This is a genomic window from Bacillus sp. MYb56 (genome assembly GCF_002976445.1).
Taxonomy (GTDB): domain Bacteria; phylum Bacillota; class Bacilli; order Bacillales; family Bacillaceae_G; genus Bacillus_A; species Bacillus_A mycoides.
Window position 1 is genome coordinate 93,386 of the sequence record NZ_PCOH01000008.1, and the last position, 17,076, is coordinate 110,461.

A 17,076-nucleotide genomic window follows, 5' to 3' on the forward strand; every position below is an offset into this window, starting at 1 on the left:
TAGAGTTTTTTGTGATTTTTCAGTTTTCTTTTATGCTATAATATAGTAAAAAGGAGGCGATACAATGTTTCGCTTTTTCAGAACTGGAAAAGAAGATAGGGAAATTACGAAAGATGAATTAGAACAAGCGATGGCGAAGTTTCTAGAAACGAATGCTAATATCGTTTATACAGTTTTAGTAAATGATGATTACACAGTAAATTATGATTTGTTAAAGCCCTATTTACCTGCATTTCCAACAAATTTTTTTCTGATAACGAAGGAAACGCTTGAAGTATTTGAACATACAGAAGAAAATTTAAACCTAGTTAAAGAAATTGATATCGTACAAAAGGCCGTAGATCAATATGTAACAGAAAAAGAAATGTTCCCAATTGTTGAAGATAGCGAAGATCGCCTCATATGCGGAGTGAAGCTAGGACCATATTTAAATCGTATATTAAAAAGAAACTTATATATTTCAGAAAAGCATTATTTAGTTTCAAGTAAACCAGATAAGAAAAAAAAGAATAGTGGGCAGATGTTATGAGAACAACAATAATATTATTGTTGTCTTTTTTTATTAAAATATTGATTTTTCAGTTTATTCGACTTTATACTACAACTAGTGGATAGGAAGGAGTGGTGTATTATGCGTATACATGCATTAACTATTAAATATCATTCTGAGAATCAGGTATTGTTAAGTTGAATTGTAGAATTTAACTACTTATACCGTGATCCTAAAATGATAGGAAGATTGGAGAAGCAATTATTATAAAAGGTTACGGGGGAATTCCTATATGGAAAATAATATGACTTATATTAAGTTATTAAATGAAACGTTACATTGTTATGCAAATAAAGGAAGTTTTGAAGCGTATTCTTATATAATGAATAATGCTAAAGATGTAATGGGTAATGAAGCGCAAATATATAATTTTAAATATGCATTAGCAAGTGCAGCAGGACTTGAAGAAGAAGCGTTGCATTTAATGAAGAAAGCAATTATAGAAAATGGATTTTGGTACGGAAGTGAGTATTTAATTTCCGATGATGATTTAAAACCACTACATAAATTTGAAGAGTTTCATAGAATGGTTCAATTATGTAAAGAAAGAGAAGAATTAGCAAAGAAATCGGAACAAGCAGACGTGAAATATAAATACAGCAAACAAAATGAAAATCTACTAATAACACTGCATGGGGATCAAGAAAATATACAAATAATAGAACCATATTGGAACTCTGTAATGGAACAAGGTTTTATGCTAGCATTGCCTCAATCTTCCCAAATTCAATTTTCAGATGGATATGTTTGGGATAATATCGAAAGAGGAAGAGAAGAGTTAAAAGGACATTACAATAAGATTAAAGTGAATAAAACATTTGGGAATATTATTATTGGTGGCTTTTCTGCTGGGGCAAGAGTAGCGTTACATTCCATGTTACAAGGTGAAATAGAAGTGAACGGTTTTATTTTTGTGGCACCGTGGCTTCCGGAAATGGAAGAATGGGAAGAGATGATTGGAATATTGCATGATAAAAGCATAAAAGGATATATAATATGTGGGGATCAAGATGAAGATTGTTTTGAAGGTACACAGCAATTTGTAACGTTATTAAAGGATAAAAATATAGAACATAAGTATAAAGTTGTGCCTAACTTAAATCATGATTATCCTCATAATTTTGATGAGTTATTAAAAGAAGCTATTGAATATATAGGAAGCAAAAACAATTGATTGGTAGTAAGAAAAGGAGATGCATCATATGTGATGCATCTCCTTTTCGTTATTATAAATTAAAAGCATCTGCCAATAGGCGATAAGAGTTTAATTTATGTTCAAATTGATGAGTAATCGTGACAATCATAAATTCGTCAGTATTATACGCTTTGCTTAAGTTTAATATTTTTTCTTTCACAGAAGACGGATCACCGACAATCATACGTTGACGATTTTCTTTTATGCGGAATAGATCATAAGCACTATACGAATAATTTTGAGCAGTTTCAATAGAAGGAGTACCAGTAGTCCGTTTTCCTTGTTCTAATAGTAAAATCGATAAATCAAGGCTTGATGCAATCTTCTCCGCTTCTTCATTTGTTTCTCCGCAAATAACAAAAATAGATACGATTGATTTTGGTTTATCACCTAAATAGGAAGGTTGGAATTGTTCTTGGTAAGCCTTCATTACTTCAGGGCCACCGTATCCGTTAATGAACTGTGCAAATGCAAAAGAAGCGCCTTGCTTTGCGGCAATCATTGCACTTTCTCCGCTAGAACCGAGCATCCACATTTCAGGAGATGTTGGGATAACTGGAGTAGCCTTTAAGTTTGCATAATGATGGTTTTCTGGTACTTGATCATGTAAGTACATAGCAACATCTGCAATTTGTTCTGGATATTGATCAAGTGAGACCATTTTACCTTCTTGAAGTGCGCGAGTTGCTATCGGCATACCACCAGGCGCTCTCCCGACACCAAGGTCGATGCGGCCCTTATAAAGTGCTTCTAAAACGCGGAAATTCTCGGCAACTTTATATGGACTATAATGTGGCAGCATAACACCACCAGAACCAACTCTAATACGGTCAGTTTTCGCGGCAATATGTGAAATGAGTATTTCTGGACTTGAACCAGCTAAGCTAACTGAATTATGGTGCTCGGATACCCAAAAACGTGTGAATCCGAGTTTCTCAACTTCTTGTGCAAGCGTAACTGTATGCGAAATAGCTTGGGCTGCTGTGCTACCATCTGAAATAGGTGATTGGTCTAATACACTTAATTTGATCATAGAATATACCTCTCAATCTTAATGTACATCCTATTATATATTTACTTACGAAAAATGCGTAATGAAATGCTCAAAAGGAAAAGTGAATAATTTTTTATCCGCTTTTAATGAGAAAACCCTCGTTCATAATGATTCATTTCGACTAAGTTTAATATATATTCGTAGTTATCAATTTCTAGATGTATTTGCTTGCGTTCTTCTTCAGTTAGTTTAACGCTAGTGAGTTCTTTACATAGCTGCTGTTTCTTTAATTCTAAATGTTTTTTTGTAGCCTGATAATCGTAAGTACGTTTCATGTGTCTCCACCCTTTCCATACAGTTACTATCTGTATGTTTATAATATGAAGCATGTGGAAGGGGGAGAGCTCCACCTTATGTATTTTTAGTGAATTTTCAAATTGTGGTGGTGTTATGTTTAAGTGAATTTATGAATAAAATGCACTAAACCACTAATTCGTATTTCATGAAGTAAGGGGTGGGATTGTGCAGAAAGATATAATGTATAACACTGAGATGGATGAAACATTAAAAGTTATAAATAAGGGATTAAAGAAGACGACACGTCCGAAACAAATCATTGTAGTAGGGGCTGGTATGGCTGGATTAGTTTCGGCATCTTTATTAAAGGCTGCGGGACATGAAGTGAAGATTTTTGAAGCAAACAACCGGGTAGGTGGCCGTATAGAGACAGTTAGAATGGAAGATACTGGATTATATTTAGATGTTGGAGCAATGAGAATTCCGTATTCGCATACATTAACGATGGCATATATAAGAAAGTTTGGGCTACAGGTGAGCCCTTTTATTAATAGGAATGAGACAGATATTATCTACGTAAATGGTCGGAAAACGACATTAAAACAATACGAAAAAGATCCAAGTATTTTAAGATATCCTGTGGAAATGAATGAAGTTGGGAAAACGTCTGAGGAACTATTAATGTTAGCGGTACAGCCCATTATAAATTTTATAAAAAAGAACCCAGAGAAAAATTGGGATATTGTAGTAAAGGATTTTGGGAGATATTCTACAGGTCAATTTTTAAAATATCATCCTTATCAATATAATACGTATTTTTCGCCAGTAACGATTGAGATGATAGGTGTTCTATTAGATTTAGAAGGTTTTTTAGAAAGGTCATTCGTTGAGACGTTACGTTTTTTATACATTATGCAAGAGGAGAGCGGATTTTGCGAAATAATAGGTGGGAATGATAGATTACCAAAGTCTTTTTTACCACAATTAGAAGAAAATATTATATATAATCAAAAATTAATGAAGCTTCATCAACAAGCCAATAGTGTAACAGCCTATTACCGGAACGAGGAAACTTTTGAATATAGTAGTATTACAGGGGATTTAGTTATTGTTACAATTCCTTTTTCAACAATGCGATTTGTAGAAGTAGATCCATTTGATTCGATATCTCATGCGAAGTGGAAAACAATTCGCGAATTGCATTATATGCCAGCTACAAAAATAGGAATTCAATTTAAAAGTCGTTTTTGGGAGGAACAAGGGCAATTAGGTGGGAGAATTATAACAGATCTTCCTATACGTTATGCGTATTATCCAAGCCATGGAATCGGAGAGAAAGGGCCTGCTATGATGTTAGGAAGCTATACATGGTCTTATGATGCGTTGTTATGGGATGGGTTATCAAAGGGGGATCGTATCTATTATACACTACAAAATTTAGCAACAATATTAGGTGGTCAAGTATATGACGAGTTCATGTCTGGAATATCAAAGAGTTGGACATTAGATCCATATGCGCTTGGAGGGTTTGCGCTATTTCAAGCTGGCCAAGAATCAGAATTACAGCCAGTCATTGTAAAACCTGAGGGGAGAATATACTTTGCCGGAGATCATACAACGCTGTATCACGGATGGATTCAAGGTGCGATTGAATCTGGAGTTCGTGTAGCAATGGAAGTGAATGATTAAAAAGTTTAAAATTCAGAAATTTATTTACTGTATAACTTGAGATGGATATTATTATATATAAAAGAATTATAGGGAGTGTTTACAGTGAATCCGTTATTATTCGATTTTCCTTCTGAATTTTATACTGACAGGCTTTTTATTCGAATGCCAAAACCAGGTGATGGTAAAGTTGTATATGACGCAATTCAAGCTTCAATACAAGAATTAAAACCTTGGATGGTCTTTGCACAAAAAGAGCAAACAGAGGAAGAAATAGAAGAGAGTATTAGAAAATCGCATATTCAATTTTTGCAGCGTGAAGATTTGAGATTACTAGTTTTTTCGAACGAAACAGGTGAATTTATTGCATCTGCCGGATTACATCGTATTAATTGGGATATACCTCAATTTGAAATCGGGTATTGGATTGATTCAAGGTTTAGTGGAAAGGGCTATATGGTAGAGGCTGCAAAAGGTATAACAGATTATGCTTTCACTGAATTGAAAGCAAACCGCGTAGAAATTCGTTGTGATTCTCTAAATAAGAAGAGTAGAGCGATACCAGAGAAATTAGGCTTTAAATTAGAGGGTACTTTAGAAAGCGCGAGTGTTGCGGTGGATGGAAATGGATTAAGGGATATGTGTGTATTTGCAATGACGAGAAATACATATGAAAAAGAAGAGCTGTAAAGAAACAGCTCTTCTTTTTGTTTATTATGGTACAGGATGTCCATTAGAGCTTTCGAAAATTGTAAACCATTGTTGGCGGTCTAAGTTAACTTTTGTAGCAAGAGCGGCTGTTTTCACACGATCTAATTTACCAGATCCAACGATTGGCATCATGTTAGCTGGATGAGCGAGTAACCATGCATACATAACAGTATCGATGCTAGTAACACCTAGTTCAGTAGCAACTTTTTGTAAAGTTTCACGTACACGTATGGCACGTTCTGATTGACCAGTAAAGATTTCACCACCAGCAAGAGGTGACCAAATCATTGGATTGATTCGTTTTTCTTGGCATAAATCAATCGTACCTTTTTCAAAATGCTCGATTTGCATCGCAGATACTTCAATTTGATTTGTAATGAGTGGGAAATCTAAATACGAACTTAACATATTAAATTGTGAAGGTAAAAAGTTAGATACACCGAAGTGGCGAACTTTGCCTTCTTGCTTTAAGCGTGAGAACGCTTCTGCCACTTCAGTTGGATCCATAAATGGATCTGGACGATGGATGAGCAATACATCAATATAATCTGTATGTAAGTTTTGTAATGAATCTTCCGCGCTTTTTATTATATGTTCAGCACTCGTATTGTAGTGAGCAACATATCGCTCTGGAAATTTAGGTGATGGGGGAGCGATTCCACATTTAGTGATGATTTGCATATTTTCGCGTAAGGAAGGCTTTAATTGTAACGCTTCTCCAAACAATCCTTCACACGTATACCCACCATAAATATCAGCGTGATCGAAAGTAGTAATCCCCAAATCCATACAGTCTTCAATAAAAGAAAGTAACTCTTGCTTTGGCATATTCCATTCTGCTAAACGCCAAAAACCTTGAATAATACGAGAAAATTCTAGCGTTTCGGCCATTTGAACTCGTTCCACTATAAGTACCCCCTATATGAATGAATAATATTTTTGAAAAGGCTTTCTTACTACGTATTATTATATAGTTACAGGGTTGTACATACAATAAATATGTTTTGCTACAAAAACGATTTTTTCTATATGCTATAATGTAGAAACATAGAGATATAAGGAGATGTAAGGGATGATTCCAGTAACAATATTAACTGGTTTTCTTGGATCAGGGAAAACGACTTTATTAAATCGTATTTTATCAGAAAATCACGGTAAGAAATTAGCGGTGATTGTAAATGAAATCGGGCAAATTGGTATTGATAATCAATTGATTATGAATGTTGAAGAAGAAATTATGGAAATGACAAACGGTTGTTTATGCTGTACTGTGCGTGAAGATTTACTTGTTGCTTTAAAACAATTACTGGATGTGAAAGCAGAAGGGAAAATGGACTTTGATGGATTAGTAATTGAAACAACAGGTCTTGCAAATCCAGGTCCGATTATTCAAACTTTCTTTTTAGATCCAGTTATTCAATCTGCATACCAAATTAACGGTGTTGTAACAGTTGTAGATAGCTATCATATACATAAACATTTTGAAAAGGGACTAGAAGCAAAAGAACAAATTGCCTTTGCTGATGTTGTGTTAGTTAATAAATTAGATTTAATTGAAGAAAATGAGAAAGAAAATCTCTTGCATGAACTTCAAGGAATTAACCCGACTGCAAAGTTAATCGAGGCGACTAACTGTGAGGTAGATATTCCATCGTTATTACAAATTCAAACGTTTAAAACGAAAGATACGCTGCAAATTTACCCTCATACAGAACATAACCATCTAGAAGGTGTAAAATCGTTTGTACTACGTGAAGAACGTCCGTTAGATTTACAAAAATTGAATGAGTGGATGTCAGCTGTCGTTCAAGAACTAGGGGAGCATTTATATCGCTACAAAGGAATTTTATCTATTGACGGAGTAGATAAAAGAATTGTTTTCCAAGGTGTACATACATTGTTTGCTGCTTCGTACGATAGAGAGTGGCAAGAGGGCGAAGAGCGAGTAAGCGAAGTAGTGTTCATCGGAAAAGATATTAATAAAGAATGGTTCCAAGAACATTTCCAAGAGTGTGTGAAATAAGTCTGCGTAAATCGCAGGCTTATTTTTGTTTTTTTTTGTTTACTAAAATTGGAATTTGTATTAAAATAATCTGAAAATACTAAATGTTTAGTATTTTGTTAGAGGTAGGGGGAGAAAAGGTGCGTTTAATGATTCTTGGATTGCTTACTAAAAGGGAGTCGCTATCTGGTTATGAAATACAGCAGGCGCTAAATATGGTGCAAAGTAAAAAATGGGCGGAAGTTTTCCCAGCTTCTATTTATCACGCATTAAAAAAAATGGAAAATGAAAATTTCATTCAAGTTAAAGCAATTGAAATGACCGGAAAACGGTCGAAAACGATATATTGTATTACAGAAAAGGGAAGTCAAGAATTTAAAAGGTTATTAAAGGAGTCGTTTCAAAGAACTTCAGTTATGTTTCCGAAACATCTATATACAGCGTTAACATTTCTGTCAGAAGAAGAGAGTATGAGAGAGGAGGTTTTAGAAGCTCTAGAAGAGCAGAAAAGTGAAATACGATCTACTTATGAAGAGATGAGGGAAGGAGAAAGACTAAAAGATAACGCGCCAGTGTATGTGAAACTAATTTTCGAAAATATGTATGAACAATGTGAGATGCAACTTCGATTTATTCATAGGTTAGAGAAACTATTAAAAAACTAAAAATGTGGTGGGAAGAATATGAAAATCGATCATCTTGTTATAAATGTAAATAAAGAAATACAAGAAAATAAGGAAACGATTAAAAATGTACATTCTATCGGGCTTCCATATGTTCCGAAATGTGGAAAGGGAACGAAAGGGTTTAAAGTATCTAACATATGGATTGGAAAAGAATATTTAGAATTAGTAAGAGTAAAAACAAAAGATGGGGGTGGTTGGGTACAAGAGTGGGTTCAGAAATATTGTGATGGCCATAAGGGACTCATCGGACTGGCAATTGATGTTGAAAATATAGATAAAGTGTATGGGAAAATGATAGAAGGTGGAATTGAAATTACAAAACCAGAACCATTACACTACAAGTGGTTTTTTAATTTATTTAAGAAAACTATGCCGTGGAAAAATGCATACATACAGCCGATGAAGGGGATGCCGTTTCAATTCTTTCTACAACAAATGGACGATCAAAAGAGCAGAGAATATATGGAGAAATATATGTATCCAAATAGTTTGGAACAGGGAATTACAGGGATAAATACGGTGAAATTATATGGAGAAATAACAAATGAAGATAGAGACATTATTAGTTGTCTATTTTCAGATGTTACAAATGAGGAAGAAGAAATAGTAATACGTTTAAGCAATCAAATGATTCATCTAATTCAATCGAATGAGCATTTTACGGAGATAATACTAGATTGCAAAAGCGAAGCACATAGGGAGAAAAAATTAAATATAGAAAATGTGACATTAATAAATAAATAATAAAAAGCCTGTTTTCACAGGCTTGTATTTTCATCTATTAGTAATTCCATTACAACACCTACAACTGGGCCTTCGTCATCAATATCACCATTTAAACGGAAGCCAAATGACTCATATAGTCCCATTGCGTGTTTGTTGTCAGGATGTAAACTTAAATAAATTATTTTACATTCAAATTTTTCTTGTAAGAATTGAATGAGTATGCGAAGGAAACGTTTTGCGTATCCTTTTCCTTGATATTGTTGATCAATCATAAAGCGATCTAACCAGACACTTTTACGTTTTTCCCAATACCATCCATACATTGCATACCCTACAAGTGTTTCTCCATCATATAAACCTACTGACGTTCCGTTTCCTTCAAATAATGATTCTGCTAAAGAAAACGCATTGCTTTCAATAAATTGCTGCTGGTCTTTTGCGACGTTTAAAGCAGCTACTGAACGCCAATTTTTTGCTGTTACTTCACTAATGTGAAGAGTCATAATTCCAACTCACCTTCTAGATTAATATAGCTTAAAAGCTAATATGGATAATTTTACTTGTTATTTTGGTCAAGTCAAGGATAAATACATAAAAAGGCAGCTGAATGACATATTCAGCTGCCTAGAAAATATAGTTGATTAGTTTGTTGCTTCTTTTAAAGTATTTACGTTTTCTTCCATTAATGTGAAGTAATCTTTATTGTTCTTTGCATCATCCTCAGAAATAGTAGCAAGGTGATTTAAGCGTAAAATTTTTGTGCCTGTTTCTTTTTGAATAACTGATGCTACTTTTGGAGTAGAGAATGTTTCAAATAAAATATATTGTAGACCGTGCTCTTTTACTGTTTTTGTAATGTCAGCAAGCTGCTTTTGAGATGGTTCATCAGATGCTGAAATTCCAGCGATTGGAATTTGTTTCAAACCGTATCGTTGTTCCCAGTAGCCGTAAGCTGCGTGTGAAACTAATATTTCTTTCGTTTTTGCATTTGCAACAACTGCTTTAAATTGATCATCTAAATCAGTAAATTTTGTTTGTAGTGCTGCAAAGTTTTTTTCGAACTCTTTTTTATGTTCAGGCTGTAATTCTACAAGTGCATTTTTAATTTTTTCTGCTTGTTTCATCGCAAGAGTAGGGTCTATCCAAACGTGTGGGTCTTTATCGTGATGATGTTCATCTTCTTTATGACCGTCTCCATGATCGTGCTGCTCTTCTTCAGATGAAGCACGAAGTTCGATATCTTTAGATGCATTTACAATTTTTACGTTTTCTTTTTTTAATGATTTTTCCATTTTTTCGGCAAATGGTTCTAATTCTGCGCCGTTATAAACAAATAAATCGGCTTTTGCCACTTGTACAGTCTGCTTTTGACTTGGTTCAAATGTATGAGAATCCGCACCAGGTGGGTAAATTGTTTCTACATTTACATAATCACCACCGATTTTTTTTGCAAAGTCAGCGAGTGGGAAAATGGTTGTATAAACAGAAAGTTTCCCATCTTTTTTCGCTGCACCTTCTTTGTTGTTAGAACATCCAGCAAAGATGAGTGTGAAAATAAGTATAAATGAAAATAGAGCTAATTTTTTAGGCATATAATTCTCCTCTTTTCTTTTTTACAATTATATTTTCTCCAAATATAAGAAGAAAATATCGTTTTAATACAAAACGGAATAATTACGTTTTAGTTTGCGAACCTAGTATAATACATCTTTATGAAAGTTGCAATAAATAATAATCATTACGATTTGATTTTGTAATAAATCTGTCAAAAAGAAAGGTATTAATTTTTATGATTGGTGCATATGTGACAATGTTACTTTCATATATTGGGAGGGAGCAGAAAAAAGGGGATGAGCGCTTGGGTTACTTCATGGAAGCTATCTTATTAATACTTGCGGTTGTTTTGCCATTATCTTTTGTTTTAATTTTTTTAAGAAGACTAATAAGTAATTTAGGGGATGCTACAACAATTACAAAATTGCCAGCGGAAGAAAAAGAAGAGAAAAAAGAGTAAGTAAAGCACTATGCATACGCATAGTGCTTTACTTATGGTAAAATGGGAGAACGGAAACTCCTGTTAGCGACGATTAGCTATAGGAGAGAATAGTAAATAAAGAGGTATACACATATATGAATAAGCGAACAGCGTTAGTACTTGGCGCAAGTGGGTTAGTTGGACAAGAAATAACGCGACTATTACTTGACTCAGATTACTACGATTCGGTTACTATTTTTGTAAGGGAACCATTACAATTACAGCATGAGAAATTGCAACAGAAACAGGTGGATTTTTCAGTATTAGAGGAATACAAAGAATTTTTTGCAGTAGATGATGTTTTTAGTTGCTTAGGAACAACGATAAAAAAAGCGAAGTCGAAGTCGAATTTTAAAAAAGTAGATTATGAATATACATTACGAGCTGCCTGCTTAGCTGAAAAACAAGGCGTGCAAAATTTTCTTGTTATTTCATCAATGGGAGCAAAACCTAAATCATTTTTCTTTTACTCGCAAGTGAAGGGGAAAATGGAAGAGGAGCTGAAAAAGCTAGTTATTGGTGGCATACATATTTTCAGGCCGTCATTATTAGTTGGAAATCGACAAGAATATCGTTTTGGGGAAAGAATGGCTGAGAAATTATCTCGTATTCTTCCGTTTATATTTAAAGGGGCTTTTAAAAAGTATAAACCAATTTCAGCTAAAGATGTGGCGAAAGGAATGTATATAACAGCGCTACGTGAAGAATCTGGTATTCATATTTATAGTTCAAACGATATTATAGAAATAAAATAAATAAAACCGAGAAGAATAATTTCTCGGTTTTATTTATTAGTTTTAATTTTCCCGGGTGCTCGTCGGTACTGATATGGTTCTTTTAATTCAAAGCCAAGTTCATTGGCAGCTATTCTTGGGAAGTATGGATTACGAAGTAACTCGCGTCCGATAAAAATTAAATCTGCTTCGCTATTATTTAAAATTTGCTCCGCTTGTAATCCAGTCGTAATTAATCCAACTGCACCTGTTGCAATGTTAGCATTCTCTTTAATGTGTTTGGCATATTGCACTTGATAACCTGGATATACATCAATATGAGCTGGGACAACTGCACCAGAGCTACAATCGATTAAATCTACCCCTTGTTCTTTCATCCATCCTGTATACTGCACATAATCTTGAACTGTTAACCCGTCAGGATGATAATCATTTGCTGAAATACGAACAAATAACGGTCCGTTCCAAACTTCATTTACAGAGTCAATGATTTCGCGTAAGAAACGATAGCGATTTTCAGGTGAACCCCCGTATTCATCAGTCCGCTTATTTGAAAGCGGAGAAAGAAATTCATTAATAAGATAACCGTGAGCACCATGTAATTCAATAACGTCAAATCCCGCTTGTTTTGAACGTAACGCAGCTTTTTGAAAAGCTAATACGGTGTCTTTAATTTGTTGCTTACTCATTTCCACGGGTATTTTCATTCCATCGTTAAACGGAATTGCTGAAGGAGCTAAAGCGTCCGTTTCTAATTCAGCCTTTCTTCCGGCATGAGCGAGTTGAATGGCAGCTTTTGCGCCGTTATTATGTATAAATGCTGTCGTCTTATGTAAGCCTTCAATTAGATTATCACCCCAAATGCCTAAGTCTTTGTTAGAAATACGTCCTTCAGGTAACACAGCTGTTGCTTCAATCATAACTAAGCCTACTTGGCCAGCAGCCCTGGTTCCATAATGAATGAGATGAAAATTGGTTACTCGGCCATCCTCATTCTCTGATGAATACATACACATAGGCGACATAACGATACGGTTTTTTAGCGTAACGTCCTTAATTGTATAAGGTGAAAAAAGTTGAAGCTCCATCAAATATCCCCCTTGATTGAATTTTCTTACATTGTATCATCCTCTTTTTTGTTTCCCTAATAAAACGCTTATACGAAAAATTTCGTCTATTCGTGTTACAATGGCTAATATGAATTGAATTGGAGGATGACATATGTATCAGGCTTATTATGAAAGTGAATTAGGTTTGCTGGAAATTACAGCGAATACGAAAGGGATTACGTCTGTTATATTTGTTGAAGAAAGAAAAGAAGAACATAAAAATGAACTTGTTGAACAATGTATAAATGAATTAGATGAATACTTTGAAGGAAAAAGAAAAGAGTTTACAGTTCCATTGTCTGCTGAAGGAACACCATTCCAAAAGAATGTATGGGAAGCACTTTACACCGTACCATATGGCGTAAGTGCTTCATATTTAGATATTGCAGATAAGGTTGGGAATACGAAAGCTGTACGAGCGATAGGAGGGGCAAATAGCCGGAATCCAATTTCAATTATCGTTCCATGTCATCGTGTAATAGGAAAGAGTGGAAAACTTGTTGGGTATGCAGGTGGTTTATGGAGGAAAGAGTGGTTATTGAAGCATGAAGGCATATTAAAATGAAGTATGGATGGAAAGAGGGATTGTTTTGAAATGTATAAATTGTGGGCGACCTTGTATTAATGATCAGTTGAATTGTGCAAATTGTCAACGGAACTTGCATAATAAACAAGGTGAAGAAAGCTCGCTAATAGACAAAGAATTAGAAGTATATGTAGGGAGACAATATCCATATTACAAAAGAAAATGGGAGCTTGAGAATAAGCGAATTGCTAGGTGGAGCTGGAATGGTTTGGCTGCTATTTTCAATGTAGGTTGGCTTGGATATCGTAAGTATTATTTACCTGCTGCTTTATTTATACTGTTATTAGTAGCATGTGATGCATTTTCTTATTATATGGGGTTCAACGTAGCGTTGCCAATCATTAATATGGTGCCTCTTACGTTTTTATTACTCATTTTCATTCTATTTGGGATGGGGATTTTTGCAAATGGATTATATTATCAATTTGCAGAAAGGCGTATATATCGAATAAAAGCACGGGGAATTAAAGATGAATCGGTTGAAAATTATCTGATCCATGATAGTGGTGGAACGAGTAAAATGGGAGCAACAATCGTTACTATTTTAGCAGTTGCTAGTATTTTTTTCAGTCATTTCTTTTTTCCGACTGATCGAGATATTATACAAAAAGTACGTACAAGTTCGCTTTATGAATATCCGTTCTTTTCGATTGGTGAATCGTTTGAAAGCTATTTTCAAAATTCAGGGTGGATATATTATCGTGGTTCGGAAGGTATGGAATTAGTAGAATTTCAAGGATACAGCCCAGGGATGCCAAGACAAAAAGTTACAATTCAATTTATTGTTGATTATAAATTGAGTGAAATTGAGCCATATTCCCTTACGATTAATGGTGAATCTAAAAATGAAGAAGAGTTTTTGAAGATGATGGAAGAAATATTCAAGGTTCAAAATCCGTTTGAAATAGAGGATGGATTGCAAGTAAATGCTATTCAACAAAGCGGAGGGAAAGCAATTTCTGACCGCTTTTTTTCTTTTTATGAAAATAAATATTTAAAATAATCAGAATTTTTTGTATAATAAAATATATTATACAAGTTTTAACTTATACATATAGATTGGGGGAAGGAAGAATGAAGAGAAAGGTAACAACGATTGCTGCAGTTGCATTATCGGCTAGTGTACTGGTTGCGGGATGTGGGAATGGGGAGAAGGCTTCGACAACGAAGAAAGAATCAAGTAAGGGAATGGCAGATAAACAAGTTTTAAATTTGCTAGAAACAGCTGAAATTCCTTCAATGGATACATCTAAATCAACAGATTCTGTATCTTTCCGTGTATTTGTAAATGCAATGGAAGGATTATATCGTCTAGATAAAGATAATAAACCAACTCCAGGTATGGCCAAAGACGTGAAGATTAGTGAAGATAAAAAGACATATACATTTGAATTACGTGATGCAAAATGGTCAAATGGTGATCCAGTTCGAGCACAAGATTTTGTATATGCATGGCAACGTACATTAGATAAAGCAATAGCAGCAGAATATGCATTTATTTTATTTGATGTGAAAAATGCACAGAAAGTAAATAAAGGAGAAGTACCGTCGGATCAATTAGGTGTTAAAGCGAAGGATGATAAAACGTTGGTAGTAGAATTAGAGCAACCAGCACCTTATTTCCTTGAGCTTACTTCGTTCCCTACATTCTTCCCATTAAATGAAAAGTATGTAAAAGGACAAGGGGATAAATACGGATTAGAAGCAGATAAATTATTGTACAATGGACCATTTACAATGAGTGAATGGAAACATGAACAAAGTTACCAGTTAAAGAAAAACCCAAATTATTGGGATAAAGATGCTGTAAAATTACAAGAAATTAATGTGGGTATAGTAAAAGAGACAAGTACTGGGGTAAATTTATATGATAGTGATCAAGCAGACCGTGTCATTTTAAGTTCTGAGTTTGTAGACAAATATAAAAAGAATAAACCAGATGAATTTAAAACGAAGCTAGACCCACGTATGTATTTCCTACGTTTTAATCAAAAAAATGCAACGTTTAAAAATCAAAAGGTTCGTGAGGCGATTGATTTAGCGTACGATAAAAAAGGAATTGCGGATGTAATTTTGAATGATGGATCATTGCCAGCGTATTTCTTAGTACCTGAAAAGTTTACGACAGGACCAGATGGAAAAGACTTCCGTACTGTAAATAAAAATTTCCGTGACAGTAAAGATAATGCTGCGAAAGCAAAAAAACTGTGGGAAGAAGCGAAGAAAGAACTTGGTCAAGATACAATTACAGTAGAATTACTAAATGATGATAACGGTAGTCGTAAAAAAGTGGGCGACTTTATTAAAGAAGAATTAGAGAAAAACTTACCTGGTATTAAAGTGAATTTGAAGCAACAACCATATAAGCAGAAGTTAGATTTAGAAAAGAAATTTGAATATGAATTCTCATTATCTGCATGGAGTCCAGATTATCCAGACCCAATGACATATATTGATATGTTCGTTACTGGAAGCTCATTTAATGAAATGGATTATTCAAATCCGAAGTACGATGATTTAGTAGCAAAATCAAAAGGAGAACTACTAAAAGATGACGCAGCACGCTGGAAAGCACTTGCAGAAGCTGAAAAAATCTTAATTGGTCAAGATGCTGCAATCTCTCCTACGTACCAACAAAGTACAGCTTACTTAGAGAAGACGTATGTAAATGGTATTGCTAACCATACGTTCGGTGGCGACTTTAGTTATAAATGGGCATATATTACAAAGAAATAGTATAATAAAAGATGAGTGAATTTTCGCTCATCTTTTATTTGTTTAGGGAGGAACGTGGAGTGTTGAAAGGAATCAATCATCTTTGTTTTTCAGTATCAAATTTAGAAAACGCTATTATGTTTTATGAAAGAGTGCTAGAAGGAGAACTATTAGTTAAAGGGAGAAAACTTGCATATTTCAATATATGTGGAGTATGGATAGCACTGAACGAAGAGGCACATATTCCAAGAAAGGAGATTCATCAATCTTATACGCACCTCGCATTTTCTGTTGAACAAGAAGACTTTGAACGCTTACTGCAGCGATTAGAAGAAAATAAAGTTCATATTTTACAAGGAAGAGAGCGGGATGTGAGAGATTGTGAGTCTATATATTTTGTTGATCCTGATGGTCATAAATTTGAGTTTCATTCAGGGACGTTACAAGACCGTCTAAATTATTATAGAGATGAGAAACCTCATATGACATTTTACTAAGGGGGGAAGAAGTTGCATGCGCTTGTAATTGGTGGAACAGGAATGTTAAAGAAAGTTTCTATGTGGCTTTGTGATCAAGGATTTCGTGTGTCTGTTATTGGACGAGATGAAGTGAAATTAGAAAATGTTAAGCAAGCTAGTTCGGCACCAGAAAATATTACATGTCTTCCTTTAGATTATCAAAATGACGATGGTCTAAAGCGATCTATTACAAATACAATTGAACAGAATGGTCCAATTACATTAGTAGTTGCATGGGTACATTCGAGTGCTAAGCATGCATTACGACTCATTTGTAATGAAGTTGAATTGTCATCGGAAAAGTATAGTTTATTTCATATATTAGGTAGTAGTGCATCGCGTACGAAGTCACAAAAAATAGGTGGGACATTATGTAGTTATTATAGAATTATATTAGGGTTTATTTTAGAAGATACATATGCAAGATGACTTACTCATGAAGAGATTGCTGACGGAGTTATAAAAGGAATTGAAAGTAAATGCACAGAATGGATTGTAGGGAGAGTAGAGCCGTGGGAATCGCGGCCAAAATGGTAAGGGGGCATGTGAA

At 34.4% G+C, this 17,076-nt stretch carries 19 protein-coding genes and 1 pseudogene; 14 read left to right on the forward strand and 6 right to left on the reverse strand.

The genetic code is table 11. The features are described from left to right. The first annotated feature begins 64 nt into the window (after positions 1-64). Both CQ058_RS12400 and CQ058_RS12405 read left to right on the forward strand, forming a co-directional pair. A complete protein-coding gene (locus CQ058_RS12400; protein WP_000488199.1) occupies positions 65-529 on the forward strand; it encodes a DUF3939 domain-containing protein in 465 nt (154 codons plus the stop codon). Between the two features lie 253 nt (positions 530-782). Then, entirely contained in the window at positions 783-1,724 is a 942-nt protein-coding gene (locus CQ058_RS12405; protein ID WP_002189348.1) for an alpha/beta hydrolase, read from the forward strand. Positions 1,725-1,776: 52 nt separating this feature from the next. Here CQ058_RS12405 and CQ058_RS12410 read toward each other — a convergent pair whose 3' ends face one another. Beyond that, entirely contained in the window at positions 1,777-2,778 is a 1,002-nt protein-coding gene (locus CQ058_RS12410; protein ID WP_002012419.1) for an LLM class flavin-dependent oxidoreductase, read from the reverse strand. Between the two features lie 104 nt (positions 2,779-2,882). Next, positions 2,883-3,074 carry a DUF3896 family protein gene (locus CQ058_RS12415; protein WP_002189349.1) on the reverse strand — a complete coding sequence of 64 codons (192 nt, stop codon included), beginning with the start codon at positions 3,072-3,074 and terminating at the stop codon, positions 2,883-2,885. A gap of 187 nt (positions 3,075-3,261) precedes the next feature. Between CQ058_RS12415 and CQ058_RS12420 the strand changes: the two genes are divergently transcribed. Both CQ058_RS12420 and CQ058_RS12425 read left to right on the forward strand, forming a co-directional pair. Next, a complete protein-coding gene (locus CQ058_RS12420; RefSeq protein WP_105589717.1) occupies positions 3,262-4,725 on the forward strand; it encodes a flavin monoamine oxidase family protein in 1,464 nt (487 codons plus the stop codon). Positions 4,726-4,809: 84 nt separating this feature from the next. Next, positions 4,810-5,394, forward strand: a complete 585-nt coding sequence (locus tag CQ058_RS12425) for a GNAT family N-acetyltransferase (RefSeq protein ID WP_002126982.1) — start codon at positions 4,810-4,812, stop codon at positions 5,392-5,394. A gap of 24 nt (positions 5,395-5,418) precedes the next feature. On the opposite strand, the gene CQ058_RS12430 is transcribed toward CQ058_RS12425, so the two are convergent. Further along, positions 5,419-6,321, reverse strand: a complete 903-nt coding sequence (locus CQ058_RS12430) for an aldo/keto reductase (RefSeq protein WP_002031452.1) — start codon at positions 6,319-6,321, stop codon at positions 5,419-5,421. A 166-nt stretch (positions 6,322-6,487) separates the two neighbouring features. Here CQ058_RS12430 and CQ058_RS12435 point away from each other — a divergent pair, with 166 nt between their 5' ends. The 3 genes from CQ058_RS12435 to CQ058_RS12445 all read left to right on the forward strand — a co-directional run bounded on the left by CQ058_RS12435 (position 6,488) and on the right by CQ058_RS12445 (position 8,847). Continuing rightward, positions 6,488-7,438, forward strand: coding sequence for a CobW family GTP-binding protein (locus CQ058_RS12435; protein ID WP_002031454.1), 951 nt, complete (start codon positions 6,488-6,490; stop codon positions 7,436-7,438). Between the two features lie 119 nt (positions 7,439-7,557). Beyond that, on the forward strand, positions 7,558-8,082 hold the full coding sequence (locus CQ058_RS12440; protein WP_105589718.1) for a PadR family transcriptional regulator: 525 nt from the start codon (positions 7,558-7,560) through the stop codon (positions 8,080-8,082). 18 nt (positions 8,083-8,100) lie between these two features. Further along, positions 8,101-8,847 carry a VOC family protein gene (locus tag CQ058_RS12445; protein WP_105589719.1) on the forward strand — a complete coding sequence of 249 codons (747 nt, stop codon included), beginning with the start codon at positions 8,101-8,103 and terminating at the stop codon, positions 8,845-8,847. Between the two features lie 14 nt (positions 8,848-8,861). Here CQ058_RS12445 and CQ058_RS12450 read toward each other — a convergent pair whose 3' ends face one another. Beyond that, entirely contained in the window at positions 8,862-9,332 is a 471-nt protein-coding gene (locus tag CQ058_RS12450; protein WP_105589720.1) for a GNAT family N-acetyltransferase, read from the reverse strand. Positions 9,333-9,470: 138 nt separating this feature from the next. Beyond that, the gene (locus CQ058_RS12455) at positions 9,471-10,421 is read right to left on the reverse strand and encodes a metal ABC transporter substrate-binding protein (RefSeq protein WP_002126988.1); all 951 of its coding nucleotides are present in this window, start codon (positions 10,419-10,421) and stop codon (positions 9,471-9,473) included. A gap of 197 nt (positions 10,422-10,618) precedes the next feature. On the opposite strand from CQ058_RS12455, the gene CQ058_RS12460 reads away from it, so the two are divergent. Next, positions 10,619-10,843, forward strand: coding sequence for a hypothetical protein (locus CQ058_RS12460; protein WP_002012427.1), 225 nt, complete (start codon positions 10,619-10,621; stop codon positions 10,841-10,843). Positions 10,844-10,959: 116 nt separating this feature from the next. After that, positions 10,960-11,619 carry an oxidoreductase gene (locus CQ058_RS12465; RefSeq protein WP_002031464.1) on the forward strand — a complete coding sequence of 220 codons (660 nt, stop codon included), beginning with the start codon at positions 10,960-10,962 and terminating at the stop codon, positions 11,617-11,619. Between the two features lie 29 nt (positions 11,620-11,648). On the opposite strand, the gene namA is transcribed toward CQ058_RS12465, so the two are convergent. Continuing rightward, positions 11,649-12,686, reverse strand: a complete 1,038-nt coding sequence (gene namA, locus CQ058_RS12470; protein WP_033709010.1) for an NADPH dehydrogenase NamA — start codon at positions 12,684-12,686, stop codon at positions 11,649-11,651. A 133-nt stretch (positions 12,687-12,819) separates the two neighbouring features. Between namA and CQ058_RS12475 the strand changes: the two genes are divergently transcribed. The 5 genes and pseudogenes from CQ058_RS12475 to CQ058_RS12495 all read left to right on the forward strand — a co-directional run bounded on the left by CQ058_RS12475 (position 12,820) and on the right by CQ058_RS12495 (position 17,063). Then, positions 12,820-13,272, forward strand: a complete 453-nt coding sequence (locus CQ058_RS12475) for a methylated-DNA--[protein]-cysteine S-methyltransferase (protein WP_002031467.1) — start codon at positions 12,820-12,822, stop codon at positions 13,270-13,272. Positions 13,273-13,297: 25 nt separating this feature from the next. Further along, the gene (locus tag CQ058_RS12480) at positions 13,298-14,296 is read left to right on the forward strand and encodes a DUF2628 domain-containing protein (RefSeq protein ID WP_105589721.1); all 999 of its coding nucleotides are present in this window, start codon (positions 13,298-13,300) and stop codon (positions 14,294-14,296) included. Positions 14,297-14,367: 71 nt separating this feature from the next. Further along, entirely contained in the window at positions 14,368-16,029 is a 1,662-nt protein-coding gene (locus tag CQ058_RS12485; protein WP_002126994.1) for a peptide ABC transporter substrate-binding protein, read from the forward strand. Between the two features lie 59 nt (positions 16,030-16,088). Continuing rightward, positions 16,089-16,505 (forward strand): FosBx1 family fosfomycin resistance bacillithiol transferase, encoded by a 417-nt coding sequence (gene fosB / locus CQ058_RS12490; RefSeq protein ID WP_002126995.1) that lies wholly within the window; start codon positions 16,089-16,091, stop codon positions 16,503-16,505. Positions 16,506-16,517: 12 nt separating this feature from the next. Next, a pseudogene (locus tag CQ058_RS12495) lies at positions 16,518-17,063 on the forward strand (short-chain dehydrogenase). Positions 17,064-17,076 lie beyond the last annotated feature (13 nt).

What these genes read in the sequence shown, in the direction of transcription:
- CQ058_RS12415 (WP_002189349.1), bottom strand. Translation starts at nt 3,074, where the DNA reads ATGAAACGTACTTACGATTATCAGGCTACAAAAAAACATTTAGAATTA.
- CQ058_RS12465 (WP_002031464.1), top strand. Translation starts at nt 10,960, where the DNA reads ATGAATAAGCGAACAGCGTTAGTACTTGGCGCAAGTGGGTTAGTTGGA.
- CQ058_RS12400 (WP_000488199.1), top strand. Translation starts at nt 65, where the DNA reads ATGTTTCGCTTTTTCAGAACTGGAAAAGAAGATAGGGAAATTACGAAA.
- CQ058_RS12410 (WP_002012419.1), bottom strand. Translation starts at nt 2,778, where the DNA reads ATGATCAAATTAAGTGTATTAGACCAATCACCTATTTCAGATGGTAGC.
- CQ058_RS12435 (WP_002031454.1), top strand. Translation starts at nt 6,488, where the DNA reads ATGATTCCAGTAACAATATTAACTGGTTTTCTTGGATCAGGGAAAACG.
- CQ058_RS12475 (WP_002031467.1), top strand. Translation starts at nt 12,820, where the DNA reads ATGTATCAGGCTTATTATGAAAGTGAATTAGGTTTGCTGGAAATTACA.
- CQ058_RS12450 (WP_105589720.1), bottom strand. Translation starts at nt 9,332, where the DNA reads ATGACTCTTCACATTAGTGAAGTAACAGCAAAAAATTGGCGTTCAGTA.
- CQ058_RS12460 (WP_002012427.1), top strand. Translation starts at nt 10,619, where the DNA reads ATGATTGGTGCATATGTGACAATGTTACTTTCATATATTGGGAGGGAG.
- CQ058_RS12445 (WP_105589719.1), top strand. Translation starts at nt 8,101, where the DNA reads ATGAAAATCGATCATCTTGTTATAAATGTAAATAAAGAAATACAAGAA.
- namA (WP_033709010.1), bottom strand. Translation starts at nt 12,686, where the DNA reads ATGGAGCTTCAACTTTTTTCACCTTATACAATTAAGGACGTTACGCTA.
- CQ058_RS12485 (WP_002126994.1), top strand. Translation starts at nt 14,368, where the DNA reads ATGAAGAGAAAGGTAACAACGATTGCTGCAGTTGCATTATCGGCTAGT.
- CQ058_RS12455 (WP_002126988.1), bottom strand. Translation starts at nt 10,421, where the DNA reads ATGCCTAAAAAATTAGCTCTATTTTCATTTATACTTATTTTCACACTC.
- CQ058_RS12405 (WP_002189348.1), top strand. Translation starts at nt 783, where the DNA reads ATGGAAAATAATATGACTTATATTAAGTTATTAAATGAAACGTTACAT.